Annotated in this window: 22 protein-coding genes and 1 pseudogene; 14 read left to right on the forward strand and 9 right to left on the reverse strand. The window is 63.2% G+C overall.

Features of this window, described 5'->3' with window-relative positions:
* Positions 1 to 129 precede the first annotated feature (129 nt).
* The 3 genes and pseudogenes from MRY75_RS13130 to ispF form a co-directional block, all read right to left on the reverse strand.
* Complete coding sequence (locus MRY75_RS13130; protein ID WP_292308551.1) at positions 130 to 603, reverse strand: CinA family protein; 474 nt, start codon at positions 601 to 603, stop codon at positions 130 to 132.
* A 2-nt stretch (positions 604 to 605) separates the two neighbouring features.
* Positions 606 to 1094 (reverse strand): phosphatidylglycerophosphatase A, encoded by a 489-nt coding sequence (locus MRY75_RS13135; protein ID WP_292308466.1) that lies wholly within the window; start codon positions 1092 to 1094, stop codon positions 606 to 608.
* Positions 1091 to 1564: pseudogene (gene ispF, locus MRY75_RS13140) on the reverse strand (2-C-methyl-D-erythritol 2,4-cyclodiphosphate synthase); the annotation flags it as partial. The pseudogene ispF and the gene MRY75_RS13135, both read right to left, overlap by 4 nt.
* A 228-nt stretch (positions 1565 to 1792) precedes the next feature.
* Between ispF and dusB the strand changes: the two are divergent.
* The 6 genes from dusB to MRY75_RS13170 all read left to right on the forward strand — a co-directional run bounded on the left by dusB (position 1793) and on the right by MRY75_RS13170 (position 10197).
* Positions 1793 to 2734 carry a tRNA dihydrouridine synthase DusB gene (dusB, locus tag MRY75_RS13145; protein WP_292308467.1) on the forward strand — a complete coding sequence of 314 codons (942 nt, stop codon included), beginning with the start codon at positions 1793 to 1795 and terminating at the stop codon, positions 2732 to 2734.
* The gene (locus MRY75_RS13150; RefSeq protein ID WP_292308468.1) at positions 2731 to 3840 is read left to right on the forward strand and encodes an ATP-binding protein; all 1110 of its coding nucleotides are present in this window, start codon (positions 2731 to 2733) and stop codon (positions 3838 to 3840) included. The genes dusB and MRY75_RS13150 overlap by 4 nt, the downstream gene beginning before the upstream one ends.
* Entirely contained in the window at positions 3840 to 5210 is a 1371-nt protein-coding gene (locus MRY75_RS13155; protein WP_292308469.1) for a response regulator, read from the forward strand. Before MRY75_RS13150 ends, MRY75_RS13155 begins: the two co-directional genes overlap by 1 nt.
* 174 nt (positions 5211 to 5384) lie before the next feature.
* Positions 5385 to 7607, forward strand: coding sequence for a PAS domain-containing sensor histidine kinase (locus MRY75_RS13160; protein WP_292308552.1), 2223 nt, complete (start codon positions 5385 to 5387; stop codon positions 7605 to 7607).
* A 25-nt stretch (positions 7608 to 7632) separates the two neighbouring features.
* Positions 7633 to 9048: a sigma-54 dependent transcriptional regulator gene (locus MRY75_RS13165; protein WP_292308470.1), complete on the forward strand. Its 1416-nt coding sequence runs from the start codon at positions 7633 to 7635 to the stop codon at positions 9046 to 9048.
* A 42-nt stretch (positions 9049 to 9090) separates the two neighbouring features.
* Positions 9091 to 10197, forward strand: coding sequence for an SUMF1/EgtB/PvdO family nonheme iron enzyme (locus MRY75_RS13170; protein ID WP_292308471.1), 1107 nt, complete (start codon positions 9091 to 9093; stop codon positions 10195 to 10197).
* Between the two features lie 354 nt (positions 10198 to 10551).
* Here the strand turns inward: MRY75_RS13170 and MRY75_RS13175 are convergent, their stop codons facing one another.
* Together MRY75_RS13175 and MRY75_RS13180 are read right to left on the reverse strand one after the other, a co-directional pair.
* On the reverse strand, positions 10552 to 11640 hold the full coding sequence (locus tag MRY75_RS13175; protein ID WP_292308472.1) for a hypothetical protein: 1089 nt from the start codon (positions 11638 to 11640) through the stop codon (positions 10552 to 10554).
* A gap of 296 nt (positions 11641 to 11936) precedes the next feature.
* Positions 11937 to 12440 carry a hypothetical protein gene (locus tag MRY75_RS13180; protein ID WP_292308473.1) on the reverse strand — a complete coding sequence of 168 codons (504 nt, stop codon included), beginning with the start codon at positions 12438 to 12440 and terminating at the stop codon, positions 11937 to 11939.
* Positions 12441 to 12549: 109 nt separating this feature from the next.
* Here MRY75_RS13180 and trkA point away from each other — a divergent pair, with 109 nt between their 5' ends.
* From trkA to hflX, 4 genes are all read left to right on the forward strand, one after another.
* Positions 12550 to 13926 (forward strand): Trk system potassium transporter TrkA, encoded by a 1377-nt coding sequence (gene trkA / locus MRY75_RS13185; protein ID WP_292308474.1) that lies wholly within the window; start codon positions 12550 to 12552, stop codon positions 13924 to 13926.
* A 4-nt stretch (positions 13927 to 13930) separates the two neighbouring features.
* Positions 13931 to 15445 carry a potassium transporter TrkG gene (locus tag MRY75_RS13190; RefSeq protein ID WP_292308475.1) on the forward strand — a complete coding sequence of 505 codons (1515 nt, stop codon included), beginning with the start codon at positions 13931 to 13933 and terminating at the stop codon, positions 15443 to 15445.
* 122 nt (positions 15446 to 15567) lie between these two features.
* Positions 15568 to 15807, forward strand: a complete 240-nt coding sequence (gene hfq / locus MRY75_RS13195; protein ID WP_085629992.1) for an RNA chaperone Hfq — start codon at positions 15568 to 15570, stop codon at positions 15805 to 15807.
* Between the two features lie 17 nt (positions 15808 to 15824).
* Positions 15825 to 17078 carry a GTPase HflX gene (gene hflX / locus MRY75_RS13200; protein WP_292308476.1) on the forward strand — a complete coding sequence of 418 codons (1254 nt, stop codon included), beginning with the start codon at positions 15825 to 15827 and terminating at the stop codon, positions 17076 to 17078.
* 77 nt (positions 17079 to 17155) lie between these two features.
* On the opposite strand, the gene MRY75_RS13205 is transcribed toward hflX, so the two are convergent.
* Entirely contained in the window at positions 17156 to 19621 is a 2466-nt protein-coding gene (locus tag MRY75_RS13205) for a penicillin acylase family protein (protein WP_292308477.1), read from the reverse strand.
* A 160-nt stretch (positions 19622 to 19781) separates the two neighbouring features.
* Here MRY75_RS13205 and MRY75_RS13210 point away from each other — a divergent pair, with 160 nt between their 5' ends.
* Both MRY75_RS13210 and MRY75_RS13215 read left to right on the forward strand, forming a co-directional pair.
* Entirely contained in the window at positions 19782 to 20654 is an 873-nt protein-coding gene (locus tag MRY75_RS13210) for an NAD(P)-dependent oxidoreductase (protein ID WP_292308478.1), read from the forward strand.
* 446 nt (positions 20655 to 21100) lie between these two features.
* Positions 21101 to 21340, forward strand: a complete 240-nt coding sequence (locus MRY75_RS13215; RefSeq protein WP_292308479.1) for an EF-hand domain-containing protein — start codon at positions 21101 to 21103, stop codon at positions 21338 to 21340.
* A 59-nt stretch (positions 21341 to 21399) separates the two neighbouring features.
* On the opposite strand, the gene MRY75_RS13220 is transcribed toward MRY75_RS13215, so the two are convergent.
* The 3 genes from MRY75_RS13220 to MRY75_RS13230 form a co-directional block, all read right to left on the reverse strand.
* A complete protein-coding gene (locus tag MRY75_RS13220; RefSeq protein ID WP_292308480.1) occupies positions 21400 to 22101 on the reverse strand; it encodes a hypothetical protein in 702 nt (233 codons plus the stop codon).
* A gap of 2 nt (positions 22102 to 22103) precedes the next feature.
* Positions 22104 to 23396, reverse strand: coding sequence for a serine--tRNA ligase (serS, locus tag MRY75_RS13225; RefSeq protein ID WP_292308481.1), 1293 nt, complete (start codon positions 23394 to 23396; stop codon positions 22104 to 22106).
* A 71-nt stretch (positions 23397 to 23467) separates the two neighbouring features.
* A complete protein-coding gene (locus MRY75_RS13230; RefSeq protein WP_292308482.1) occupies positions 23468 to 24124 on the reverse strand; it encodes a trypsin-like serine protease in 657 nt (218 codons plus the stop codon).
* A 222-nt stretch (positions 24125 to 24346) separates the two neighbouring features.
* On the opposite strand from MRY75_RS13230, the gene yajC reads away from it, so the two are divergent.
* Complete coding sequence (gene yajC / locus MRY75_RS13235) at positions 24347 to 24634, forward strand: preprotein translocase subunit YajC (RefSeq protein ID WP_292308483.1); 288 nt, start codon at positions 24347 to 24349, stop codon at positions 24632 to 24634.
* A 33-nt stretch (positions 24635 to 24667) separates the two neighbouring features.
* Positions 24668 to 26329, forward strand: coding sequence for a protein translocase subunit SecD (secD, locus tag MRY75_RS13240; protein WP_292308484.1), 1662 nt, complete (start codon positions 24668 to 24670; stop codon positions 26327 to 26329).

Below are 26329 nucleotides of genomic sequence, written 5' to 3' on the forward strand. Positions count from 1 at the left end.
CGCGATACCGTAACCGACAACTTCCGCGTCGTATCCCTAGAAAAATACAAAATCGTCTGAAACGACATCAGGTCAATTCAGGCGCATGAGTATATTGTGCAAAAATGGTCGTCCGTGCGCAATAATGCGTCACAAGTTGCGCAGCCCTGTCAGCAGCAATGACAGCGCTTCGTCCCGTGCTGCGGCCCGCACATTGGCCCGCCCCAGCGCGCCGAAGTCGATGGTTTTGGTCTCGACAGTGTTGGTTGTCGCCAGCCCGAAACAGACCCGACCTTCGGGCTTGAACTCCGACCCGCCAGGCCCGGCAATGCCGCTGATCGACACCGCGACCGTGGCCTGTGCCGCCTGCAGCGCCCCCGTCGCCATTTCCCTCGCAACCTCTTCCGACACTGCGCCATGGGCCTCCAGCGTGGCGGGTGCCACGCCCAGCATCTCGGTCTTGGCCACGTTCGAGTAGGTCACGAATCCCCGCTCGAACACCGCCGACGATCCGGCCACATCGGTGATCGCCGCTGCGACCATCCCGCCGGTGCAACTCTCGGCCGTTGTCACGGTGGCTCCGGCCGCCACCGCAAGGCGCAGCAACTCGTCTGCCAAAGGCAAGGTCACATCAGCACCAGATGAAACAGTGCCGCCAAAGCCACCACGCCGATGGCCGCAAACACACCCGCAATCACGTCGTCCAGCATCACGCCCAACGCATCACCCCGCGCGTCCGCGCGGCCCACAAGCCAGGGCTTCCAGATGTCGAACAGCCGGAACAGCACAAAGGCCGCGATCCAGCCGGGGTACAGCGCCAAAAGGTCCGCCGACATGCGCGACGCCCCGTAAGCCACTGGAAAGAGGGCGATCCACTGGCCCACCACTTCGTCCACCACGATATAGGATGGATCGTGATCCTCCTGCCCACGGGTCAATTCGCGGGTTGCGATCCAGCCGGACATGAATACGAAAAACGTCAGGTTCACCAAGAGCCAGAAGCCCCCGATCGACAGAACCGCATAGGCGACGGGCAGGGCAGCCAGTGACCCCCATGTGCCCGGCGCGGGCCTCAGGTATCCGATACCGAAGAACGTGGCGATCAGCTTGTTCATGCCGACACCAGTGCGGCCGTTGCCATCGCCGCGATCCCTTCGCCGCGCCCGGTAAAGCCCAGTTTCTCGGATGTGGTCGCCTTGACCGAGATGTCTTCCACCGGCAGGTCCATGATCTCGGACAGGGCCGCGCGCATGGCGTCGGCATGGGGGCCGATCTTGGGGTATTCGCAGACCAGCGTGCAATCGACGTTGCTGATCACGAATCCCGCATCCCCCGCCATCTGAACCGCGTGTCTGAGGAAAATCTCGCTCGCGGCGCCCTTCCACTGCGGGTCCGAGGGCGGGAAGTGTCGCCCGATATCGCCCGCCGCCAGCGCGCCATAGATCGCATCGGTGATCGCGTGCATGCCGACATCGGCATCAGAATGGCCCATAAGTCCCTGATCATGCGGAACCTTTATTCCGCACAGAACGACATGATCGCCCGGTCCGAACTTGTGAACATCATAGCCATTGCCCAGCCGAACTTTCATGTGCAGATCCTTTGAAATCGTGGCGCCTGTCTAAGCTCTGTCCGGTGGCTGTGCAATCTCCCCCGGCTGTTTGCCTAATAATTAGGCATATGCGTTTTGTCGGTCTGTTTTTCAGGCTATTATCATTGAATGGCATGCAGCCACAGCGTAGCTCAAACTCATCAATCAAGGATTGCAGCGGTGACTCCGTCGGTTCCAGACAACCTGATTTCTCCTCCCGTGATGCTGGCACCGCTTGCCGGCATCACCGATCTGCCGTTCCGCACGCTGGTGTCGGGCTTCGGGGCAGGCCGCGTCGTGTCCGAAATGATCGCCAGCGGGGAATTCCTGACCGCGCGCCCGGGTACACGCGAAAAGGCAGAGCTGGGGGCAGGGATCGCCAATACCTCGGTGCAGCTTGCAGGCCGCACACCCGAGGCGATGGCCGAGGCCGCCCGCAGGGTCGAAGGCATGGGCGCGCAGGTGATCGACATCAACATGGGCTGCCCTGCGAAAAAGGTCGTTGGCGGCTATTCCGGCTCGGCGCTCTTGCGCGATCTCGACCACGCCTGCCGCCTGATCGACGCGGTGGTGGGGGCAGTCAGTGTACCCGTCACGCTCAAGACCCGACTGGGCTGGGATGATGCCACGCACAACGCCGCTGAACTGGCGCAACGGGCCGAGGCGCTGGGGATCGCGATGATCGTCATTCACGGGCGCACCCGCTGCCAGTTCTACAAGGGCCGCGCAGACTGGGCCGCGATCCGGCAGATCAAGGATGCCGTGTCGATCCCTGTCATCGCAAACGGCGACATCACCGACACCGCAACGGCGCGGACCGCACTTGCGCAAAGCGGTGCCGACGGCGTGATGGTCGGACGCGGGGCGCAGGGCAAACCGTGGGTTCTGGCGCAGATCGCGGCGGACATCTACGGCACGCCAAGGCCCGACATCCCAAAGGGACACAAGCTGGTCGACATGGTGGCCGGCCATTACGAGTCCATGCTCGATTTCTACGGCACCGATCTGGGCAACCGCGTCGCCCGCAAGCATCTGGGCTGGTACATGGACGAGGCCGGTACAGCAGCCCCGCTGCGCAAGACGGTGCTCACCGCAAAAGACCCCGCCACAGTTCTCGCCGCGCTGCCCGATGCGCTTTTGACCGATGTAAGGAAGGCCGCATGACCGACCACGAGTCCGGTGAGGTCGAGATGGTGGATGAACGGCTGATCTGGTCATCGCTGCCAGTGCCCGCCATCATCATCGACGGCGATGAAAACATCTACGACATGAACCCCGCCGCCGAAGGCTTCATGAACAACTCGGCCAAATGGCTGCGCGGCCAGCCGATCTGGGACCGGCTCACCGTCGATGCGCCGATGGAAAACAGCCTTGCCCGAGCCCGCGCGAACGGCACGCCGCTCTTCGTCAATGACGTGGATGTCGGCACCGGCAACCGCCCGCCGCTGGTCTGCAACCTGCAATTCGCGCCCGTTCAGGGCATGGACGGCTGCATGATCCTGCTCATCAGCCCGCGTGAGCTGGCGGGCCGCGTGAACCAGAGCCATTCCGTCAAATCCGCCGCCAAATCCGCGATCGGCATGGCCGAGATGTTGGCGCACGAGATCAAAAACCCGCTGGCGGGCATCACCGGGGCAGCACAGCTTTTGAGCATGAGCCTCAGCAATGGCGATCTGGAACTGACTGATCTCATAGTCGCTGAAACCCGCCGCATCGTGAAGCTGTTGGAACAGGTCGAACAATTCGGCAACCTGTCCGCCCCTGAACGCAAGCCGGTCAACCTGCACGACGTGCTCGACCGAGCCCGCCGCTCTGCTTTGCTGGGCTTCGGGGCCCATATGAAGATCATCGAGGATTACGACCCCTCGCTGCCGCTGGCTTTGGGAGATGCGGACCAACTGCTTCAGGTGGTCCTGAACCTCATCAAGAACGCGTCCGAGGCGGCAGACCCCAAGACAGGCGGCACCATCCGCCTGCACACCTATTACGAACACAGCTACAGCCTGCGCCGCGCCGATGGCACCGGCCAGTCGCTGCCGCTTCAGGTCGAGGTGATCGACGACGGCCCCGGCCTGCCACCCGAGATCCGCGGCGACGTGTTCGACCCCTTCGTGTCGGGGCGCGAGAACGGCACCGGCCTTGGCCTCGCGTTGGTGAGCAAGATCATCTCGGACCATGACGGCTGGGTCGCCGTCGACAGCGTTCCCGGAAAAACCCGCTTTCGCATTTCGCTGCCGCAGGCACCGCGAAAACAAAAGGAGTCAAACTGATGGATGGTACGGTACTTGTCGCGGATGATGATCGCACGATCCGCACGGTTCTGACACAGGCGCTGACGCGGGCGGGGTGCAAGGTGCATGCGACCTCGTCGCTAACGACCCTCATGCGCTGGGTCGCCGAGGGCAAGGGCGACGTGGTGATTTCGGACGTGATCATGCCCGATGGCAACGGGCTCGAGATGCTGCCCAAGATCAGCCAGGACCGGCCCGATCTGCCGGTGATCGTGATTTCGGCGCAGAACACCATCATGACCGCCATTCAGGCCGCCGAAGCCGAGGCCTATGATTACCTGCCCAAACCCTTCGACCTGCCGGACCTGATGAAGCGCACCGCCAAGGCGCTCGATTCCCGAAGTCGCGTTGCGCGCCCGTCACCTGACCGGGTGATCGACGACGCGCCAGACGATCTGCCCCTGATCGGCAAGACCCCGGCCATGCAGGCGCTCTACCGTCTGGTGGCCAAGGTGATGAACACCGATCTGCCGGTGCTGATCTGTGGCGAATCGGGGACGGGAAAATCCCTGATCGCCCGTGCCCTGCATGACTTCTCCGATCGCCGCTCCTTGCCTTTCGTCACCGTGACAGGAAGTGACCTCGCCGATATCGAAGGCCCGGCCCGCATCCTTGCCCGTGTACGCGGCGGCACGCTTCTGATCGACGAGCTGGCCGATGTTCCGGACGAGGTTCAGGCCCGCATCGTGCGTATGATGGATGGCCCCGGCGAACACGTCCCGCGTTTTATCGCGACCAGCCAGTCCGATCCGGGGCAGGGCATCTCCGACAGTGGCGTGCGCGAAGACCTCTATTACCGGATCAGCGGCGCCACGATCTCTGTGCCGTCCCTGCGCGAAAGGGTCGATGACATCGCGCTGCTCTGCGAACACTTCCTTGCCCGCGCTGAACGCGATGGCGGGGCCAAGCGCTGGCTGTCCGAGGATGCCGCCGATCTGTTCCGCGCCTACAGCTGGCCCGGCAACGTGCGCCAGTTGGAAAACGTCGTGCGCCGCCTGAGCCTGACCTCGCGCGCCGACGAGATCACCCGCGCCGAGGTCGAGAACGTGCTGGGCAACCAGCCGGAAACCGGCCCCGTCCTGCGCGGTGGCGACAGCGAGAAGCTCAGCACGTCCGTCTCGCGCCACCTGCGTCGCTACTTCGATCTGCACGGAACGATGCTGCCGCCGCCGGGGCTCTATCCGCGAATCCTGCGCGAAATCGAGGCGCCGCTGATCGAAATCGCCCTCGAGGCGACAGGTGGAAATCAGGCCAAGTGTGCGGATTTGCTCGGAATCAACCGCAATACGTTGAGAAAGAAGATCACCGACCTCGATATTCAGGTGACACGCCGCCGCAAGTTGATGTAAAACTGCCACATAATCGTGTTCTGGCGGTGACGCAGTTGGCCGGAAACACAATATGTGGCGGTAGCCGGACTGCGCGGCACATCTAGGCGGGGGTTGGCTGTGGCCACCTGGGCACGCTCGTGGAATTGGACCCGGTTCAACCGGGCGCGTCGGCAACGGCGCTATCAGAACGCCATGACCCTCGGTCTGGTGCTTCTCGGGCCCGTGCTGGCCATTGCCACGATCCTCGTGCTTGGACCGCTCGACACGGGCGCGGGCGCGCAGTTCAACCTGCGGCTCGTCCTGCTCGCCGATCTCATCTACGTGCTCTTGCTGGCGGCGCTGGTGTTGCGGCGGGTCGTCAACCTGATTGCCGCCAGACGCGCCAAATCCGCCGGATCCCGCCTGCACCTGCGCCTCACGGGCGCTTTTGCCCTCATGGCGCTGCTGCCAACGATCACGGTGGCTGTCTTCGCGGTTCTGACCATCAATATCGGGCTCGAGACATGGTTCTCGGAACGTGTCCGCAACGTGGTGGGCGCGTCGCTGTCCGCCGCCGAAGCCTACGAGCAGGAACACCGCGAGGGTCTGACCCAAGACGCCGAAGCGCTAGCGGCGTTTCTGGACGCAAACCGCCGGGCGACTTTCATCATGGATGACGGCGAATTGCGGCAGGCGTTGAGCCAGGGACAGGCGCAGATCCAACGCGGCTTGCGCGAGGCCTATGTCATTGATGGCGCGCGTGAAATCCGGGCGCGTGGCGAAGGGTCGTATCTGTTCGACTACGAACGCCCCGCATCCGACGTCTTTACCGAGGCGAACGAGATCGGTGTCGCGCTTGTTCAGGACTGGGACAACAACGAGCTGCGCGCGCTGATCCCACTGCGCGCTTTCACGGACCGTTACCTCTACATCACCCGCGAAGTGGACGGGCAAATCCTGAACCTGCTGGATGACACGCAGGAAACCGCACGCTTCTACCAGCAGCAGGAAAACGATCGGGGGCGCGTGCTCTTCGACTTTGCGTTGCTCTACCTTGGCTTTGCCTTCCTTCTGATCCTGGCCGCGGTCTGGCTGGGCCTTTGGTTCGCTGAACGACTGAGCCGACCCGTGGGACGTCTGACCGGGGCTGCTCAGCGGGTCGGGTCGGGTGATCTGGATGTGAAGGTGGTCGAAGAAGAGGGCGACGACGAAATCGCCATGCTGGGCCGGTATTTCAACCAGATGACGCGGCAACTGAAAGGCCAGCGCGAAACGCTGCTCGACAACACCCGTCAGATTGAACGCCGCCAGCGGCTTTTCGACTCCGTGTTGACCTCTGTCACTTCGGGGGTGGTGGGGCTTGATGCGGACGGGCGCGTGACGTTCGTCAACCGGTCTGCCGAACGCCTTCTGGCCTGGCACGAAACGCAGCGCAGCGTCGCGATCACCATGGCTGTGCCGGAATTCGGCCCGCTCTTCGATCGGTTGCGCGAACAGGGCATCGAAACGGCGCAGGAAGAGATCAAGGTCAGCCGCGCGGGACGACTGGAGAATCTGCTGGTCCGCCTGTCGACGCGGCGTCGGGAGGATGGCGGTCTGGAAGGCTATGTGATTGCCTTTGATGACGTGACCGACCTTGTCAGTGCGCAGCGCATGGCGGCCTGGGGCGATGTGGCCCGCAGGATCGCACATGAGATCAAGAATCCTCTGACTCCGATCCAATTGTCCGCCGAGCGGATCCGTCGCAAATTCCGGCGCGCTCTGGGCGAGGAAGATGCCCAGAGTCTTGAGCAGCTCACCGAGGTCATCGTGCGTCAAACAAATGACTTGCGGCGCATTGTTGATGAATTCTCCAAGTTCGCGCGGATGCCCGAACCTGACCGTAAGCCCGAGGATATCGTCGATATCCTGCGCAGCGTCATCCTCCTGCAGGAGGCCGGTCAGCCCGAGGTCACATTCGTCACTGACATGCCCGAGCAGGCGATTCCGGCCGAGATCGATGCCACGATGATCGGGCAGGCTCTGACAAACCTCGTAAAGAACGCCGGGGAAGCTATTGAAAGCTATGTTGAAACGAAGCTTGAGGCATCGGTCACGCCGGAGATCCGGCTGGCCTGCGTGATCGACGGCGATCATGCCGTCATCCGGATTTCAGACAATGGGATCGGGCTGCCTGAAGACCCGTCGCGCCTCTTTGAACCCTATGTGACAACGCGCGAGAAAGGCACCGGGCTTGGCCTGCCCATCGTGAAGAAGATCATCGAGGAACATGGCGGCACGCTGACCCTCGAACAGGCCGAGCCTTTTGATGAGACCGGCCGCTGCGGGGCGATGGCGGTCATCCGTCTGCCTGTCCTGTCAAAAGGCAAATTGCAGAATGAAATGAATGCGCTGCAAGTCGAAGCTGATGCAGCTGAACCTTTATCAGAGACGTGATGTAGAGAAAAACAGGGGTGAGGTTATGAGCGATATTCTGATTGTGGACGATGAGCGCGACATCCGCGAACTGATCGGAGACATCCTTGAAGACGAAGGCTACACGACCCGGCTTGCCGGAAATTCGTCCGAAGCGTTGGCCGAGATCAATGCAGAGGAACCGTCGCTCCTGATCCTCGACATCTGGCTGAAAGACAGCAAGATGGACGGGATCGACATCCTGAAGACCGTCAAGCGCGACAACCCGGATGTGCCCGTGGTGATCATTTCAGGCCACGGCAACATTGAAATCGCGGTCGCTGCGATCAAGCAGGGCGCGTATGACTTCATCGAAAAACCGTTCAATATCGACCAGTTGCTGGTCGTCATTCGCCGTGCGATGGAAACCAGTCGCCTGCGCCGCGAGAACAACAAGCTCAAACGCCGCGAAACCGACGTGGCCCAGATGGTCGGCGAATGTGCGGCCTATCGCGGTCTTGTTTCGAACCTCGACAAGGTGACGAAGTCGAATGGTCGGGTTCTTCTGTCCGGTCCCGCAGGCAGCGGCAAGGAAGTGGCCGCCCGCTACATCCACGCCAATTCCAACCGCGCCAGCGCGCCGTTCGTCACGGTGAACTGTGCGGGTGTTGCGCCCGAGACGATGGAAGAGGTGCTGTTCGGCCGTGAAACGCCGGAACGCGGGGTGGAGCCGGGCCTGCTGGAACAGGCGCATGGCGGGGTGATCTATTTCGACGAGGTGGCTGACATGCCGATCGGCACGCAGTCCAAGATCCTGCGCGTGCTGGTGGATCAGCAGTTCCAGCGCGTTGGCGGGGCGGACAAGGTGCGGGTGGATCTGCGGGTGATCTCAAGCACCAACCGCGATCTGCAGGCCGAGATCGCCGCGGGCACGTTCCGCGAGGAGCTGTATCACCGGCTGAATGTCGTGCCGATCAGCGTCCCCAGCCTTGAAGAGCGGCGCGAGGATATTCCGATGCTGGCCGCGCATTTCATCGACCTCTTCAACCAGTCGCAGGGCCTGCCCAAGCGGGGACTCAGCCCGGATGCGGTGGCGCTCTTGCAGACCATGGTCTGGCCGGGGAACGTGCGGCAGCTCAAGAACCTGATCGAGCGGGTGCTGATCCTGGGCGACGGCACGGGCGACATCGCCGCGCGGGAATTGCCGCAGGACAGTGGGCCGGCCGAGGATGAAGAGGGCCGGGTGGTGCTGTCGGGCACGCTCGCCACCATGCCGCTGCGCGAGGCGCGCGAGGCGTTCGAGCGGGAATACCTGCTGACCCAGATCAACCGGTTCGGGGGCAATATCAGCCGCACCGCGAGCTTTGTCGGGATGGAGCGCAGCGCGCTGCACCGCAAGCTGAAATCGCTGGGAGTGGTCACCGGGTCCAAGTCCGGCGGGCGGGTGGCCTATCTCGAGGATGAGGTGGAAGAGGCGTCGTAAGACATTATCTTTACGGATGTCGAAACGAACCGGGTCTGGACCATGCGACATCTGATGTTGGCCGCCGCATTGGCGCTGATGACGACTGCCGGGATGGCGGGGGCGCAGGGCACGCGGCAGATCGATCCGTCGGGGGTTGACCGGGCGGCGTGGGAGTTTGCGCAGGAGTTGAACACCGCCGATGCGTTCCGCGCCTATCTGGAAGCGTTTCCAGACGGGCTGTTTCGCGGCGAGGCGGAGGCGCAGCTCTTTGCGCTGCGGCCCGATCTTGCGCCGCAGCCGGAGCCTGACCCTGTGCCCGAACCGCCGCGTCCGTCGCTGGTGCTGGTGAACCCGCCGCAGGAGCAATGTACGGTCTGTCCGCGCGTGGTGCGGGTGCCCGGGGGCGACACGGTGATGGGGTCGGAGCAGGGCGGGGCCGAGGGGCCGCGCACCAGCCAGACCATCGCGGCGTTCGAGATTGCGGCGACCGAGATCACCGTGGGCGACATGCGCGCCTTCGAGGAGGCGACGGGGACGCGGACGGGGCGGTCCTGTTTTGTCTGGACGCCGGAGGGGCGGATGCGGTCGCGGGACGGGGCCTATTGGGGCGCGCCGGGGTTTGACGTGACGGACGATCATCCGGCGGCCTGCCTCAACTGGGACGACGCGATGGCCTATGTGGACTGGCTCAACGACGAAGACCCGCGCGGCGGGTGGCGGCTGCCGTCTGAGGCGGAGTTCGAATACGCGGCCCGTGGCACGCTGGATCAGCAATACCCGTGGCCCGGCGGGCTGGGGGCGATCTGCCAGCGGGTGAACGGGGCCGGGGCGGAGAGCCGGTTCCGGCACCGCAACACCGCCTGCAACGACGGGACCGAGGCGCCTGTGCCGGCGGGGGTGTTCCCGGTCAACCCGTTCGGGCTGTCGCACATGATCGGGAACCTCTGGGAATGGACGGCGGATTGCTGGGACGGATCGCATCGCGGCGCGCCTTCGGACGGGGCGGCGCGGACGGGCGGGACGTGCAGCAGCCGGGTGCTGCGGGGCGGGTCCTGGGACGATCCGCCGGAGAACCTTCGGGTGAGCTATCGGGTGGGCATCCCCAAGACCCGCCGCCAGGCCAATGTCGGCTTCCGCGTGGCGCGGGATCTCGCTCCGGGCGGATAGGTCCGGTCTGGGCCTATTGTTTCGCGCGCGAAACATTGGGTCCGATCTGGACCTATTAAGGGTTTGGTAAGGTTGGGGATTGGGCGGATAACGGACCTTCTCTGCGAAAGCGAAGAGATCTGAGCCTCATGGTCAAAGCGGACCTCTAGGTAGGATTGGGCTGCGCCGAGAACATCACGCTTCAGTGAGCCCACTCCAAGACGGCCACAAGTGTGTTGCACAGCACTTGTCCTAAGCCAGTCAATTATAATTCGGAAAGGGCTATAAGTTACCATGATGCCTCAATAAGAAAACATCGAAATACACAGAAAATAAATTTCAGCGCAGGCATATTTTATCTTCACAAGATTAGATTCATTTAGATGACGATCTGGTAAACGGAACTTTGAATACCTCGGCATCCAACCAGTCTCTAACCCACTGCGCAGGGGGCGCTGTTCCCAGATGATCATCGATGGATACGGAAAAACCAGTGACATTTGCTTGCAATCGTGCAGCCGCCAGTTTTGAGTTGGCGTCAAGAAGATGCCTCACTACCGCGCGATCGGAATAGCGTGAAATAAGTTCCATGTAGCCAGAAATCGTCGCAACGACGAGCGCAAGCGATTTGAAGTGAAGCGACATGTCCACGGGTTCCAAGCCCCTGTGGACGAACTCATGCCTAGCTTCAAACAGGCGGGTAGTATCGTCAGGATTGGCGTCAGTGCAAATTGAATTCACATAGTCTTTCAGTGAATCCCATCTTACCGTACCTGATTCCCCAAACAAAATATCTAAACAAGCCAGATTCTGTGCATTGAAGTTTCCAATACTTGGGCTATTGAGACTTCGAACAAGCGCTCGGCTTGCGTTTCTCAGAAAAGCGGGTCCCTTTCGGTTGAATATGTTCCTTATGAAATCATCCGATCTCTCGATAATGCTTCTGATCAGGGTGTTGGTAATTGGTTCACCACTTATCATTTCCAGCGCTTGCCAATTTGGTGCGTAGGAACTGTGACCTACCATCGCAAGGTTTGCGCGACTAAACACAATCGGTAACTCGCAATGCTCGCGGGCTGTGGGAATCCAGATAGGTGAAGGTAACTCGCGTGAAACCCGATCTCGATCCGACCCGTAGTGATCGCTACGCACTTGTGTAAGAAGAACGAGATTAAGCGCGGCTACCACTAATTCTGCGTCATGGACAATTTCTCGCCAAGTAAGGAAATTCAGATCACTTATGTGTCTTCTAAACAATAAGTAACAAGATGGATGAAGTCTTTCTATGAGCATCTCCAGATTTCCCTTGAAACCAGCATGATCCTCAAGCATCGAATTCAAGATACCTGTATCTTGTGTGCTGACCAATGACCACCGGTTCTCGAATATTTCTGGATTCGCTTCGCCCTGCGCAATCTTAATCCCCTTGATTGGTACTACGCCGAAGTACTCTTTCGATTGCATCGTTCGCCTCCCACATAGGCCGACATAAAGGACCCGAATAGACTGCAGCAACTTTCGTGGTCCGCGTGTTGCGTCAACTCGTGCCGATTTTGGAGTCTGTGACATAGTCTTCCGCTCATAATGCTAGGTTGCGGAAGGCGGGTCAATCAACGCAATTCATTTAGAATGAGACTTCCGGCAAGACATGCAGATTTGCGTGCAAGCGCAGAGTTGGCTCGTTATCTCTTACCTGATGGGAATGGGGTTGAATCCGCCCCGATTGCTCCGAATTTCCGGTGCTAGAGGAAACTGGGATTTCATGCCTTGGGAAAAGGCCCGCGAACCAGCCATTGCGTTTGTGTGAAGAACTCCTCGGCAGCGGCCAGAGCCGAAAGCGTAGGGATTACCATCGGAGAAGTCATAGACGACAGGTTTGGGCCGTTTTCCCAAACACTGCGCGAAACAGCGGGCGCAGCCCGCCGCGCATCGCCATGCCGGAGGCATGCCTTCGGCATGACGCGCCCCCACGCGGCGGCGATTTGGTGGGGCCAGTGCTCCGCTTTGACCTTCTTCGGATGTGGCCGGGATAAATCAAGGGATTCGACGGTTGGATCGCCACCGCGCGCGTCGGCAATGCGCGGCTGGTGAGCGTTGCGCGGGGTGGTGGCGATTTGGTGGGGCCAGTGCTCCGCTTTGATCTTCTTCGGACGTGGCCGGGATAAATCGAGGGATTCGGTGGTTGGATCGCCACCGCGCGCGTCGGCGATACGCGGCGGGTGAGCGTTGCGCGGAGTGTAGAGGTCGGTGGCGCGTGCGGGCACGCACCCTACGGGGCGGGTGGCGCGGCCCTCTGCAATTGACCCCACCCCGGACCTCTGCCATTGAGAAGGCTGCGACACAGCCAAGGGGCCCGGCGGCGGGCTGCGGGACATGAAGGTTATTATCTGCGGAGCAGGTCAGGTCGGCTGGCAGATCGCGCGGCACCTCTCGGGGGAGCGCAATGACGTCACCGTGGTGGACAACAACCCCGATCTGGTGCGCCGGGCGACGGATGCGCTGGATGTGCAGGGGATCGCGGGGTTCGCCTCGTATCCGGATGTGCTCGACCAGGCGGGGGCGCGGGACGCGGACATGATCATCGCGGCGACCCATTCGGACGAGGTCAACATGGTGACCTGCCAGGTGGCGCATTCGGTGTTCTCGATCCCGCGCAAGATCGCGCGGCTGCGGTCGAAATCCTATCTGACGGCGATCTATTCCGATCTCTACCGCCGCGATCACATGCCCATCGACGTGGTGATCAGCCCCGAGATGGAGGTGGCCGAGGCGGCACTGCAGCGGCTCAACGCGCCGGCGGCTTTTGACACGGAGAAGTTTCTGGATGGCGATGCGGCGCTGATGGGGCTGACCATCGACGCCGATTGCCCCATCGTGAACACGCCGCTGCGACAGCTGACCGATCTGTTCTCGACGCTGCGCAGCATCGTGGTGGGCATCCGCCGCGAGGGCACTCTGTTCGCGCCGGAATCGGGGGACCAGATCTTCGAGGGCGATTCCTGCTACGTGATGTGCCATATCGAGGACGTGCGCCGGACGCTGGAGATCTTCGGCAAGACCCATCACAAGCAGGAGCGGGTGGTGATCATCGGCGGCGGCAATGTCGGGCTGATGGTGGCCAAGGACCTTGAACAGCGCGCCGACCGGGTGCGGGTCAAGGTCATCGAGCGCAACCGCAAGATCGCCGAACGCGCGGCCGAGGCGCTGGAGCGGACGATTGTCCTCAATGGCGACGGTCTGGACGTTGCGCTGCTGGCCGAGGCGAATATCGAGCGCGCGGATGCGGTGCTCTGCGTGACCGATGACGACAAGACCAACATGCTGGCCGCGGTGCGCGCCAAGTCCGAAGGCTGCCGGATGGCGATCGCGCTGATCAACGACCCCACGCTGGAGCCGCTGATGGAGCCCTTGGGGATCGACGCCTATATCAACCCGCGCTCGGTCACGGTGAGTTCGATCCTGCGCCATTTCCGGCATGGCCGGGTGCGCGCGGTCTATTCCATCGGCGATGCGGAGGCCGAGGTGATCGAGGCGGAGGTGCTGTCTACGTCACCCATGGCGGGGCAGAAGCTGCGCGACATCGACTTCCCCGAAGGCGTGCTGGTCGGTGCTGTGCGCAAGGCAGGCAAGGTCAAGCGCCCGGTGGGGTCGATGGTGATCGAGGAGGGCGACCAGGTGGTGCTCTTCACGCTGGCCAAGGACGTGCCGGAGGTCGAACGCCTGCTCCAGGTGTCGATCGACTTCTTCTGATCCGATGGTGTTGCTGTCTCGCCTGCCGCTGCTCTTGCTGCTGACGGGGCTGGGATCGGTCTCGATGATCGTGCCGGCCGTGGTGGCGCTCTGGGCCGAGGCCTACCAGGAGGCGCGGTCGTTCTTCTATTCGGGGCTGGTGGGGCTGATCCTCTGCACGCTGGTCGGTCTGGCACTGGCGAACCGTCCGCACAACCGCAACGCCATGCGGCAGCTGCTGGCGCTGCTGGGCGGGTTCGCGATCCTGCCGGCGGTGCTGGCGGTGCCGTTCTACGAATCGGTGCAGACGACCAGCTTTCTGAACGCCTATCTCGAGATGGTGTCGAGCCTGTCGACCACGGGCCTGCCGCTGTTCGAGCCCGAGCGCCTGTCGATGGCGGAGCATCTGTGGCGCGCGCAGGTGGCCTGGATGGGGGGGCTGCTGATGTGGGTTGCAGCGGCGGCCATCCTTGCGCCGCTGAACCTGGGCGGGTTCGAGGTGACATCGCTGGGCGAGCCGGGGCAGGACCTCGTGGTGGGGGCCGCGCGCCGCGACACCGCCAACCCCGCGAGCCGACTGGCCCGCAGCGCCGCCGTTCTGGTGCCGTCCTATGCGCTGCTGACGCTGGCGCTTTGGGTGCTGCTGCTGGTTGCGGGGGATACGCCCTTCGTGGCGCTGGTGCATGCAATGAGCGTGATGTCCACTTCGGGAATCTCGCCTGTCGGAGGGCCGTCCGGGGCCGGCAGCGGGATCACGGGAGAGCTGATCATGGCGGTGTTCCTGCTGTTCGCGCTGTCGCGGGTGACGTTTTCGCAGGATGCGAGCACTGCGCGGCGTGCCGGGCTTTTTTACGATCCGGAATTCCGGCTGGGCCTTGCCATCGTCTTGACGGTCCCGACGTTGCTGGTGCTGCGCCATTTCGTGGCGGCGCTCGATATCGGCGACCAGAACAACCTCATCGCCGCGCTTCGGGCTTTTTGGGGCGCCGCCTTTACGGTCCTCTCGTTCCTGACCACCCATGGCTATTCCAGTGTCGACTGGGTCGATGCGCAGGCCTGGTCGGGACTGGAGACACCGGGGCTGATCCTGATGGGTCTTGCGCTGATCGGCGGAGGCGTGGCGACGACCGCGGGCGGGGTCAAGCTCATGCGGGTGTTCGCGTTGAGCATGAACGGCATGCGCGAGGTGGACCGGCTGGTGCACCCGTCCTCGGTTGGACGCTCGGGGCTGGTGTCACGCCGCACGCGGCGCGAGGGGGCGTTCATCGCCTGGGTCTTCTTCATGATCTTTGCGATCACACTGGCCGCCACCACGGTGGCCTTTGCCGCGTTCAGCATCCCGTTCGAACAGTCCCTTGTCCTCGCCGTGGCGAGCCTGTCGAATTGCGGACCTCTCGTCGATGTGGTTCAGGCCGGGCGTCTGACGCTGATCGAGCTTGGCCCCGGGCCGAAAGTCATTGCCGCGATTGCCATGATCATGGGGCGTCTGGAAATGCTTGCACTTGTGGTCATTTTGACACCAGATCTCTGGCGCGATTGACCCTTCGGCCGACAACTGCCGAAATTCCTTGTTTTTCCACTGGAATTTACATGATTGCCAAGACATAGTGACCTCAAATCACGACTTCCGGCGCGACAAGAGCAAGAACAAAGGCTAATTTTATGGCATCTGACAAGCAGAACCTTCAGGACGCGTTTCTAAACCACGTCCGCAAAACGAAGGTTCCGGTAACGGTTTTCTTGATCAACGGCGTCAAATTGCAGGGCGTCATCACGTGGTTTGACAATTTCTGCGTGCTTTTGCGTCGCGACGGACAATCGCAGCTTGTCTACAAGCACGCCATTTCGACAATCATGCCAGCGCAGCCGATCAACCTGTATGACGGCGAAGGCGACAATTGAAAGAACACAAGGCGCATGTGACCCCCGCATGGGTCCTGCATCCTGACATCACCAGCGACCGGTCCCGCCGGGCCGCGCTGCCTGCCTTGGAAGAAGCCGTGGCCCTGGCGGCGGCTCTTCCGGGACTCGAAGTTGTGGGCAGCAGCGTTGTGCGCCTGCCCAAACCGCATCCCGGCGCGCTTTTCGGATCGGGCAAGATCGAAGAACTGAAGACCCTGTTCAAGGAGTCCGAGGTCGAACTGGTGCTGGTCGACGGGCCGGTGTCTCCGGTGCAGCAGCGCAACCTCGAAAAGACCTGGGGGGTGAAACTCCTCGACCGGACCGGCCTGATCCTCGAGATCTTCAGCGATCGGGCCGCGACCCGGGAAGGGGTGCTACAGGTCGAGATGGCCGCGCTCAGTTACCAGCGCACCCGGCTGGTGCGCGCCTGGACCCACCTCGAGCGGCAGCGCGGTGGGCTCGGGTTCGTGGGTGGCCCCGGCGAAACCCAGATCGAGGCCGACCGGCGCGCCATCGACGAGCAGTTGGTCAACCTGCGGCGGCAACTGGACAAGGTGGTCAAGACCCGCAGCCTGCACCGCGCGGCGCGGGCCAAGGTGCCCTATCCGATTGTCGCGCTTGTCGGCTACACGAACGCGGGCAAGTCCACGCTGTTCAACCGGTTGACAGGGGCGGATGTGATGGCCAAGGACATGCTCTTTGCCACGCTTGATCCGACCATGCGCTCCGTCCGGCTGCCCGACGGTCCGGAGGTGATCCTGTCGGACACGGTGGGGTTCATCAGCGATCTGCCGACCGAATTGGTTGCGGCCTTCCGCGCCACCTTGGAAGAGGTTCTGGCGGCCGACCTGATCCTGCACGTGCGCGACATCAGCCACACCGCCACCGAGGAACAGGCGCAGGACGTGCGCGAGATCCTCAATTCGCTGGGGGTGACGGACACGACGCCGCTGCTGGAAGTGTGGAACAAGATCGACGCGATGGACCCCGAACTTCGGGAGGCGACACAGGCGCGTGCCGAACGCAGCACGGATGTCTACGCGACATCGGCGCTGACGGGGGCCGGGCTTGATGTGCTTCTGGCGGCGATCAACCGGCATCTCGAAGGCGAACGGCGCGAGGAAACCCTGCACCTTGGTTTTGAGGACGGGCGCAAGCGGGCGTGGCTTTTCGACAAGGCGCTGGTCGAAGAGGAACGTCAGGACGAGACCGGCTATACCTTGCGCGTGCGCTGGTCTGCCAAGGATGCCCGGCAGTTCGAAACGCTCTAGCCGCGCGCTGTGTCCGGCTTCTTTGGGCCGGAAATACCTCGGGGGCGTCGCCCTTGGGCGACGGGGGCAGAGCCCCCTTACTCCCGGACCAGCCGCGTCACCCCGACCGAGGCCGCGCGCGCAAGGTCCACATCCAGCGACATCGGGATGTACTCACCCCGACGCCAGAGCGTGCCCAGATCGTCATAGTGGCGCGACAGGAAATGGCCCGCCTGCCCGGTGGACAGGATGAAGACGGAACTGTCGGGATCGGCGAAATCATAGACGCCACGATAGGCCGCGCCATGCACATTGAGGAACGGGTTGGGGCCTTCGCCTGCGCCGCGACCCCGCATCAGCGTGTGATCGCCGCCAGAGGTGCTTTGACGGATGTTCACGAAGTACCGCAGGATCGGCACCTCTCCGAGGACGGGATGGTCATGGGTGGCCTGATGCGCGTCGCCCCAACGCAGGGATTCCAGCGACGTGCCCCAGTTTTCGGAAATCCAGACCAGCGCGTCGTCGAGCGCGAGCCGCGCGATGTCGGTGCAGGTTTCCTCGACCGCCGACCGGATGACGTTGCACCAGGCGCTCGCACCGTCCACGTCGCGGTAGACCCGTTCGATGAAGAGCGGCTCCACCCGTGTGAACTCGGACGCAAGCGGGCCGAGGTCGTCGCGGATCAGACGTTCCTGCAGAGCGCGCAGCCAGGCGGAATAGATCAGGGGTTCCGGCAGGTGTTCGTTCATCTCGCCGTTCCAGTTGGCCAGGAGATCGAGCGCGCGCTGGCGCAGGCGTTCGGGGGTGCCTTCCGGGGCGGCTTCGCCGGTGAACCAGAGATCCGCGCCGATCAGGGGCAGAAGGGCGCGGGCTGTGATGGATACGGTGTCGAGCTGCGCTTCGATAAAGCTGTCGCGGGTGTGGACCTCGCGACCCTGCATCAGCCCTTGCCAGCGCATCACCCGCTGGCTGTCGCCCCAGTCAAAGCTGACATGGAGCGGGAAGGGGCGGTCGACGATCTTGTTGTTGGTGTTGCCGACGATGCCGCCCGTGGGGTTGCGGAAGACCGGGTTCGAGTCGTCGGGGAACACGCCCTGCCAGCGGTTCTCGGCCCGCCATCCAGGCGCGGGCAGGCGCCCCTGGCTCTGATGCGCGGCATCCCGGCGGGGCATCGCGCCGATCAGCTTCATCGCAATGCTGTCGCCGTCGATCACGGTCAGGTTCTGCGAGGGGGCCACGAAGGCCTTGGACACGTCCAGCGCCTCGTCGACGGATTGCGCATGCATCAGCGCGATGGCGGCGGACATGGAGGTGTCGCGCGGGCTCAGCGCCGTCCAGCCGAGCGCCGTCACGTGATCGGGCGGCGTGATGGCGGCCAGGTCGAACTGTGTTCCGGGCAGCACCGGGCCGTTGTCGGTCCAGCGCAGGGTCAGCGTGACAGGCGCTGCATCCTTGATCTCGATGATCGAGCGGCGGGTGACGAACTCCTTGAAGCCGTCGGGCGTGCGGTACTGTTCGCGATTGTCCGGGTTCAGCTCTTCGATGAAGAGGTCCTGATCGTCGAGATATGAAGAGGTCAGCCCCCAGGCGATGGCATCGGACCGGCCAGCCATGATCGCCGGGATGCCAGGAATCGTGGCCCCGATCACCCCACCCGACGAGAGCTGCAACCGCGCCAGATACCATGTGGCAGGGGCCGTGAATTGCAGATGCGGATCGTTGGCCATCAGGGTCGATCCGGTGGCCGACCGGGTCGAATCCGCAGCCCAGGCGTTCGACGCGCCGGCAAGACCACGGGGAGCGACGGGCCAGAAGAGCGGGTCGGGGCGGGTTGTGGCAAACTGGTGCTGATCCGGCAGGCCTGGCACAAGTGACGCGTATTCGGGCAAGGCCGCGACACCGGAGCCGGGGATGTCGGGCAGGATGTCGGCCAACCGGTTTTCATCCGGCAGCAGCAGCGAGGTGCGCGCACGCAGCACCTCTTCGCGCAGATGGCTGGACAGCTGCAGCGCCATCAGCTTGATCAGTGACAGCGAATCCGCAGGCTGCCACGGTGCCAGTGGCGCGTTGAACACGAAGAATTCCGGCGCACCCCGGCCGAGACTGTCGCGGTTGATCTCATTGATCCTGGCATTGACGCCGGCTGAATAGGACTCGAGCGCGTCACGGGTGCGGGCATCCTGCGCGTCGACCGACTGCACCGCGAGTGCATGGAGGTCAAGTCGGCGCAGGAGCTTGTCGGTCTCGACCGTGCGGGCGCCGAAAAGCTCGGACAGGCGGCCCTGCGCGGTACGGCGCATCAGCGTCATCTGCCACAGCCGATCCTGCGCATGGGCATAGCCCAGAGCAAAGAAAGCGTCGCGGTCGGAGGCTGCGAAGATATGCGGCACGCCGGAATTGTCGCGCAGGATCTCCACATCCGCGGTCAGTCCGGTGGCCAGCACAACGTTGTCATACTCCGGCAGCGAACGGGACGCGAGATAATAGACGGTGATGACCCCGATCGTCGCTAGGACCAGACAGGCCGTCGTCAGCCACACCAGGGTTCTGAAGATCAGCGCCACGCCAGTTTCACCTCTCACACGGGGGACCGGACCCCGCAGCCGGGCCCGGACCGAATAGCCCAGCGATGCCCTACCGAACACGCAAGCCCTTGCCAAGGGGGCGGTGCAGCGTCAGGTAAAGGCCGCAGACCATTACCATGAAAGATAGGGAGCACAGGACATGGCGAAAGTGGCATTCTTGGGGTTGGGGGTCATGGGCTACCCGATGGCGGGGCATCTGGTGAAAGCCGGGCACGACGTGACCGTCTACAATCGCACGGCCTCGAAGGCCGAGGCCTGGGCCAGTGAATATGGCGGCGCCCATGCGGCCACCCCGCGCGAGGCGGCGGCGGGGTGCGATTTCGTCATGTCCTGCGTCGGCAATGACGATGACCTGCGCAGCGTCTGCCTCGGTGAGGATGGTGCCTTTGCGGGGATGGTCGAAGGCAGCATCTTTGTCGATCACACCACCGTGTCGGCGAAGGTGACGCGCGAGCTGTACGAGGCCGGTGCGGCGAAAGGCATCGCCTTTGTCGATGCGCCGATCTCGGGCGGTCAGGCCGGGGCCGAGAATGGCGTCCTTTCGGTGATGTGCGGTGGCGATCAGGCGGCCTACGACAGCGCCGAACCGGTGATCGACGCCTATGCCCGTATCTGCCGCCGGATTGGCGAGAGCGGGGCCGGACAGATGACGAAGATGTGCAACCAGATCGCCATCGCCGGCCTGGTGCAGGGCCTGAGCGAGGCGCTGCATTTCGCCGAGAAGGCGGGGCTCGATGGCCGCGCGGTGGTCGAGGTGATCAGCCAGGGGGCAGCCGGGTCGTGGCAGATGTCGAACCGCTACGAGACGATGATCGACGACAAGTTCAACCACGGCTTTGCCGTTGACTGGATGCGCAAGGATCTCGGCATCTGCCTTGACACGGCGGACGAGGTGGGCGCGTCCCTGCCGGTCACGGCGCTGGTCGATCAGTTCTACAAGGATGTGCAGAAGCTTGGCGGTGGGCGCTGGGACACGTCGAGCCTGATCAAGCGCCTGCGCGCGATGGGGTGATCCCTGCGCGTGGCGCTGTCGGGTATCGGCCTGTCGGCGCTGCGCGTGGTTGGCGTGGGTTGGATGCGTTGACGCATCCAATGTTTCCGTTGACGGAAACAGGGGAGTGTGTGGCGCCGAAAGGTCCCGGTCTGACGGCGCTGCGCGTGTGGTTGGCGCGGGTTGGATGCGTCGACGCATCCAATGTTTCCGTTGACGGAAACAGGAGGAGCGTGTGGCGCTGTCGGGTTCCGGTCTGTCGGCGATGCGCTTGGTTTGACGTGGGTTGGATGCGTCGACGCATCCAGCGTTTCCGTTGACGGAAACGGCCATCGGCGCTTTGGTGCCGATCCGGGATCACGGCATTATTTCAGCACCTTGTGGCGCGTTTCTGCCATGATATCTCAGGCCTCGACGACACGGAGTCGTTGTTTGCGGCCCTGTCCGCAATGGAGCACTGGAACATCATGAAGAACGCAATTGTAACCCTTGGAACCGTGGTCGCGCTGACGGCAGGTTTGGCGCATGCGCAGGTTGCGGTGGAAGACACGGATGGCAATGGCAGCTATTCGATGGAAGAACTGATGGTCACCTATACCGACCTGACCGAAGACGTGTTCGCTGAAGTGGACACCGATGGGGACGGCGCTGTCAGCCTGGAAGAACTGACCGCCGCTCAGGACGCGGAGATCCTCGTCGTCAACTGATCCGGCAGACGCGTGTCAAGGTGGGGGCTTCGGGACACCGAAGCCCTTTTTGTTGCGGGCTATTCGGTGTCCGTCGCGCGCAGGGACAGGATCGCGATGATGCCGATCACGCAGAGGCCCGCAACGGCGATGTTCAGCGGTCCGGTATTGGCCACGATCACCCCGATCAGGGCCCAGATGACGGTGATCCCGTATTCCGGTGCGCGGTGCAGGCGGTATTGCGCGACAAGCGCCAGAACCAGACCGAGCGACAGAGACACGATGGCCGCCCATGTGGCATTGAGGATGCCGTAGCCGCCCAGCAGAAGACCAACCGAGACGGAAGAGGCGGCGGTCAGCCAGCCCGCGTAGATCGCCACAGGGGTCTGCTGAAGCCACCGGTCTGTGTCACCGACGCGGAACAGGCTGAGCAGGGCGGTTCCGAGCATCGCAAGGATCAGCACCGTTGCGATCACGGGCGAGACATTGGCCACCGGCAGCCAAGTGGCTCCGATGGCAAGGCTCACCGCAAGCGGCGGGCGCATGTCAGCCCAGTCGGGATCGTCACCGCGCTTGAGCAGGCCGAATGCCGCCCCGACGATCAGCCAGAGATAGATCAGACCCCAGATCGAGAAGGCGTAGCCGGCAGGTTGTACGGGCGGATCATTCTGCGGCACCGGGAATTGGTCGGGCTCGAACCCGTTGAACCCCTGGGTGAACCAAGGCGACGCGGCGAAAAGGATCGCCGCGCCCAGAACCAGAGCTGCCCAAACCCGTGTCATGCCTATGCCATCACCCCGTCTGCAGTGATCCGCGTCTTGCCGCCCAGCCACGGATGCAGCGCCTCGGGCAGGGTGACGGAGCCATCCGCCTCCTGACCGTTCTCCAGCACGGCGATCAGGCAGCGCCCGACGGCAAGGCCCGATCCGTTCAGCGTGTGCAGGAATTCCGGCTTGCCGCCGCCTGCAGGCTTGAAGCGGGCGTTCATGCGGCGGGCCTGGAAATCGCCGCAGACCGAACAAGAGCTGATCTCGCGGTAGGTGTTCTGACCGGGCAGCCAGACCTCGATGTCATGGGTGCGGCGCGCGCCAAAGCCCATGTCGCCGGTGCAGAGCACCACGGTGCGGTAGGGCAGGCCCAGCTTTTCCAGAATGCCCTGCGCACAGGCGGTCATGCGGTCCAGCTCTTCACGGCTTTTGTCCGGGTGCGTGATCGACACCATCTCGACCTTTTCGAACTGGTGCTGACGCAGCATGCCCGCGGTGTCGCGCCCGGCGCTGCCCGCCTCGGAGCGGAAGCACTGGGTGTGGGCAACATAGCGGCGGGGCAAATAATCCTCGTCCACCGTCACCCCGTTGACGATGTTGGTCAGCGTCACTTCGGCAGTCGGCACCAGCCACCAGCCATTTGTGGTCTGGTAGCTGTCTTCGCCGAATTTCGGCAACTGGCCGGTGCCGTACATCATGTCATCGCGGACAAGGACGGGGGTCCATGTCTCGGTCAGGCCGTTCTCGGTGATGTGCGTGTCCAGCATGAATTGCGCCAAGGCCCGGTGTACCCGCGCCACGGCCCCCGACATCACGACAAAGCGCGAGCCGGACAGCTTGGCGGCGGTTTCGAAATCCATTCCGGGAAGAACACCGGTGATCTCGTAATGTTCCTTGGGCTGGAAATCGAATGTGCGTGGCGTGCCCCAGCGGCGGATCTCGACGTTGTCAGCCTCGTCCGCGCCGTTCGGCACGTCCTCGAAGGGCAGGTTGGGCAGGCCCACCAGCAACTCGGTCAATTGTTCGTCCAGGTCCTTGGCACGGGCCTGCATGTCCGCCACGGCGGTTTTCTTGGCCGCGACCTCGTCGCGCAGCTTTTCAAAGGCGGCCTCGTCCCCCGAGGCTTTGACCTTGCCGATTTCCTTGGCGGCCTTGTTCTGGTCGGCCTGTGCGGTTTCGGCGGCAAGGATCGCGGCGCGGCGGGCTTCGTCGATGCGCAGGATTTCGGACGAGACCGGCTCCAGTCCACGGCGCGACAGCGCGGCGTCGAACGCTGCGGGGTTCTCGCGGATGGCTCGGATGTCATGCATGGGTCTTGTCCTTCTGACTCGCAATGGGATGGGCGGCGTTATGCACCGGAACGCGCGCCTTTGGTAGGGGGTCAGGGCGGCGGCAGGCGCGATACGGGAACGGCCAGTGCGCCGGTCTGCCCCATGGCGCTGATGACCCCGGCCACAGCCCAGTGATCGCCCATCTTTGCAAGGACCGGACCGCCCGAATTGCCGGGACTGACCGGACAGTCGAGGCGCAGCAGCGCGGACGCGATCTTGCCGTCGCACTCGAACGCGGCGCCCAGCATGTGGGGGCGCCGGACGGAGTAGCCCAAAATGCCATAGGGTGGATGCGACTCGGCGGTGATCAGGGGCAGGGGCGCGACCTCGGCCACCCGGTCCAGCGTCAGGATGGCAAGGTCAAAGCGCAGGTCAAGCTGCCCCTCGGCATAGGCCTCGGGATGGATCCAGACCGACTGTCCCGACACGCTGTCGGCGGCCGTCCCGCGCAGCCAGCCTGCCACGAAGGTGATCTCGTCGGCACGCGGGCCAAGCCCGTCGGTTCCGGCCACGCAATGCGCGGCGGTCAGCACCTTGTCCGGCGCGATCAGCGTGCCGGTGCACATCTCGCGTGTGCGGTAGCCCGCTGCGTTGACGCGCCCCACCGCCTGCCAGAGCGCATGGTCCGAGGCGGGCAGCACGGGCAGGTCCTGCGCGGCAGCGGCGCTGGTCCAGACCATGAGCAACAGGGATACCAGAGATCTCATGATGGCGATGTAAGGCGCAAAGCGCTCGGCTGTACAATGCGCCAAGTCAAGTTTTCGCGCGGACCCGGGAAAAAGCCATGATGCCGCTGGCCCTGTGACATTACCGCCTTGCTAGCGCTGCCGAACCCGCCTTGCAAAGCCTGACCCGGCAACATAGGTTCCGCCCAAATTTACGGCCTGATCACGCGGGGGTGTGCCCCGCCATCTTCAAGGAGCACGCCCATGGAAGGCAACGCCATTGCCCAGTTCATTCCGCTCATCCTGATCTTTGCGATCATGTATTTCCTGCTGATCCGTCCGCAGCAGAAAAAGATGAAAGAGCATCAGAAAATGGTCGAAGGGCTGCGCCGCGGCGATGTCGTCATCACCCAGGGCGGGTTGATCGGCAAGGTCGTAAAGGTCAAGGAAAACAACGAGCTGGACGTGGAAATCGCCGAAGGCGTGAAGGTGCGCGTGGTGCAGAACACCATCGCCACGGTTGTCTCCAAGACCGAACCCGCCAACACCTGATCCTGTTCTCCTGCCGCATCGGACCCATCGCTCATGCTTCAGATCGACCTCTGGAAGCGCCTTCTGATCTGGATCACCGTCGTGGTGGGTCTGGTTCTGGCGCTGCCCAACCTGTTCTACCCCCGGGTCGAGCAACACAATGACGCGATCGCGGCGATCGCCCAGACGGGCGAAAACCCGGAACTGGTGCAGCAGGCGTCCGCCTGGCCGTCTTTCCTGCCGTCGGGTCTGGTGAACCTCGGCCTCGACCTGCGCGGCGGGGCGCATCTGCTGGCTGAAGTCCAGGTGCAGGACGTTTATGAGGCGCGGCTCGAAGCGCTCTGGCCCGAGGTGCGCGATGTTCTGCGCCCCGAACGGGACACGGTCGGCACGATCCGCCTGCAGCCGTCCGCCAATGGCGAATTGCGGGTCCGGATCTCGCAGCCCGAAGGCATGGCGCGCGCACTGGAACTGGTGCGCGGTCTGGCGCAGCCCGTCGTGTCCGTCACAGGCGCCTTGAGCGATGATCTCGATGTGCGGGCCGAAGGGTCCGACATCGTCGTGACCCTGTCGGAAGCCGAGCAGACGGCGACCGACGAGCGTACGATGCTGCAGAGCCTCGAAATCATCCGTCGCCGGATCGACGAGGTGGGCACGCGCGAGCCGACGATCCAACGTCAGGGCAGTGACCGCATCCTGATCCAGGTGCCCGGCATCGGCTCGGCAGCCGAGCTGAAAGAGATCATCGGCACAACCGCGCAGCTGACGTTCCAGCCCGTGGTCGGCCGCACCGATGACGGCAATACAGCCCCCGGCGTGGGCAATGAAGTGCTGCCGTCGCTGGACGAAAACGGCGTTTTCTACATTCTTGAACAGGCGCCGGTCGTGACCGGGGAAGAGCTTGTGGATGCGCAGCCGTCGTTTGACCAGAACGGACGGCCCGCGGTCAATTTCCGCTTCAACCCGACCGGCGCGCGCAAGTTCGGTGACTACACGGCGGCGAATATCGGCAATCCCTTTGCCATCGTTCTGGACGAAGAGGTGATCAGCGCCCCGGTGATCCAGAGCCATATTCCCGGCGGCTCGGGGATCATCACGGGCAATTTCTCGGTCGAGGAAAGCACGCAGCTGGCGGTTCTGCTGCGGGCAGGGGCGCTGCCGGCGGGGCTTGAGTTCCTCGAGGAACGCACCATCGGGCCGGAGCTTGGTCAGGACAGCATCGAGGCGGGACAGATCGCGACGGTTGTCGCCTTTGCCGCCGTGCTGATCTTCATGACGCTCAGCTACGGCCTCTTCGGCATGTTCGCCAATATCGCGCTGATCATCAACATCGCCCTGATCTTCGGTCTGCTGAGCCTGATCGGCGCGACGCTCACGCTGCCGGGCATCGCTGGGATCGTTTTGACGGTGGGCATGGCGGTCGATGCGAACGTGCTGATCTTCGAGCGCATCCGAGAAGAGCTGAAGACCGCCAAGGGCCCGGCGCGTGCCATCGAACTGGGCTATGAAAAGGCGCTTTCGGCCATTCTGGACGCCAATATCACAACCTTCATCACGGCGGTGATCCTCTTCGTCATGGGCTCGGGCCCGGTGCGCGGCTTCGCGATCACCTTGGGTCTGGGCATTCTGACCTCGGTTTTCACCGCCATCTATGTTACCCGGCTTCTGATCGTGATGTGGTTCGAACGCCGTCGCCCCAAGACGATCGAGGTCTGA

The sequence above is a fragment of the Marivita sp. genome, assembly GCF_022763305.1.
Taxonomy (GTDB): Bacteria; Pseudomonadota; Alphaproteobacteria; order Rhodobacterales; family Rhodobacteraceae; genus Marivita.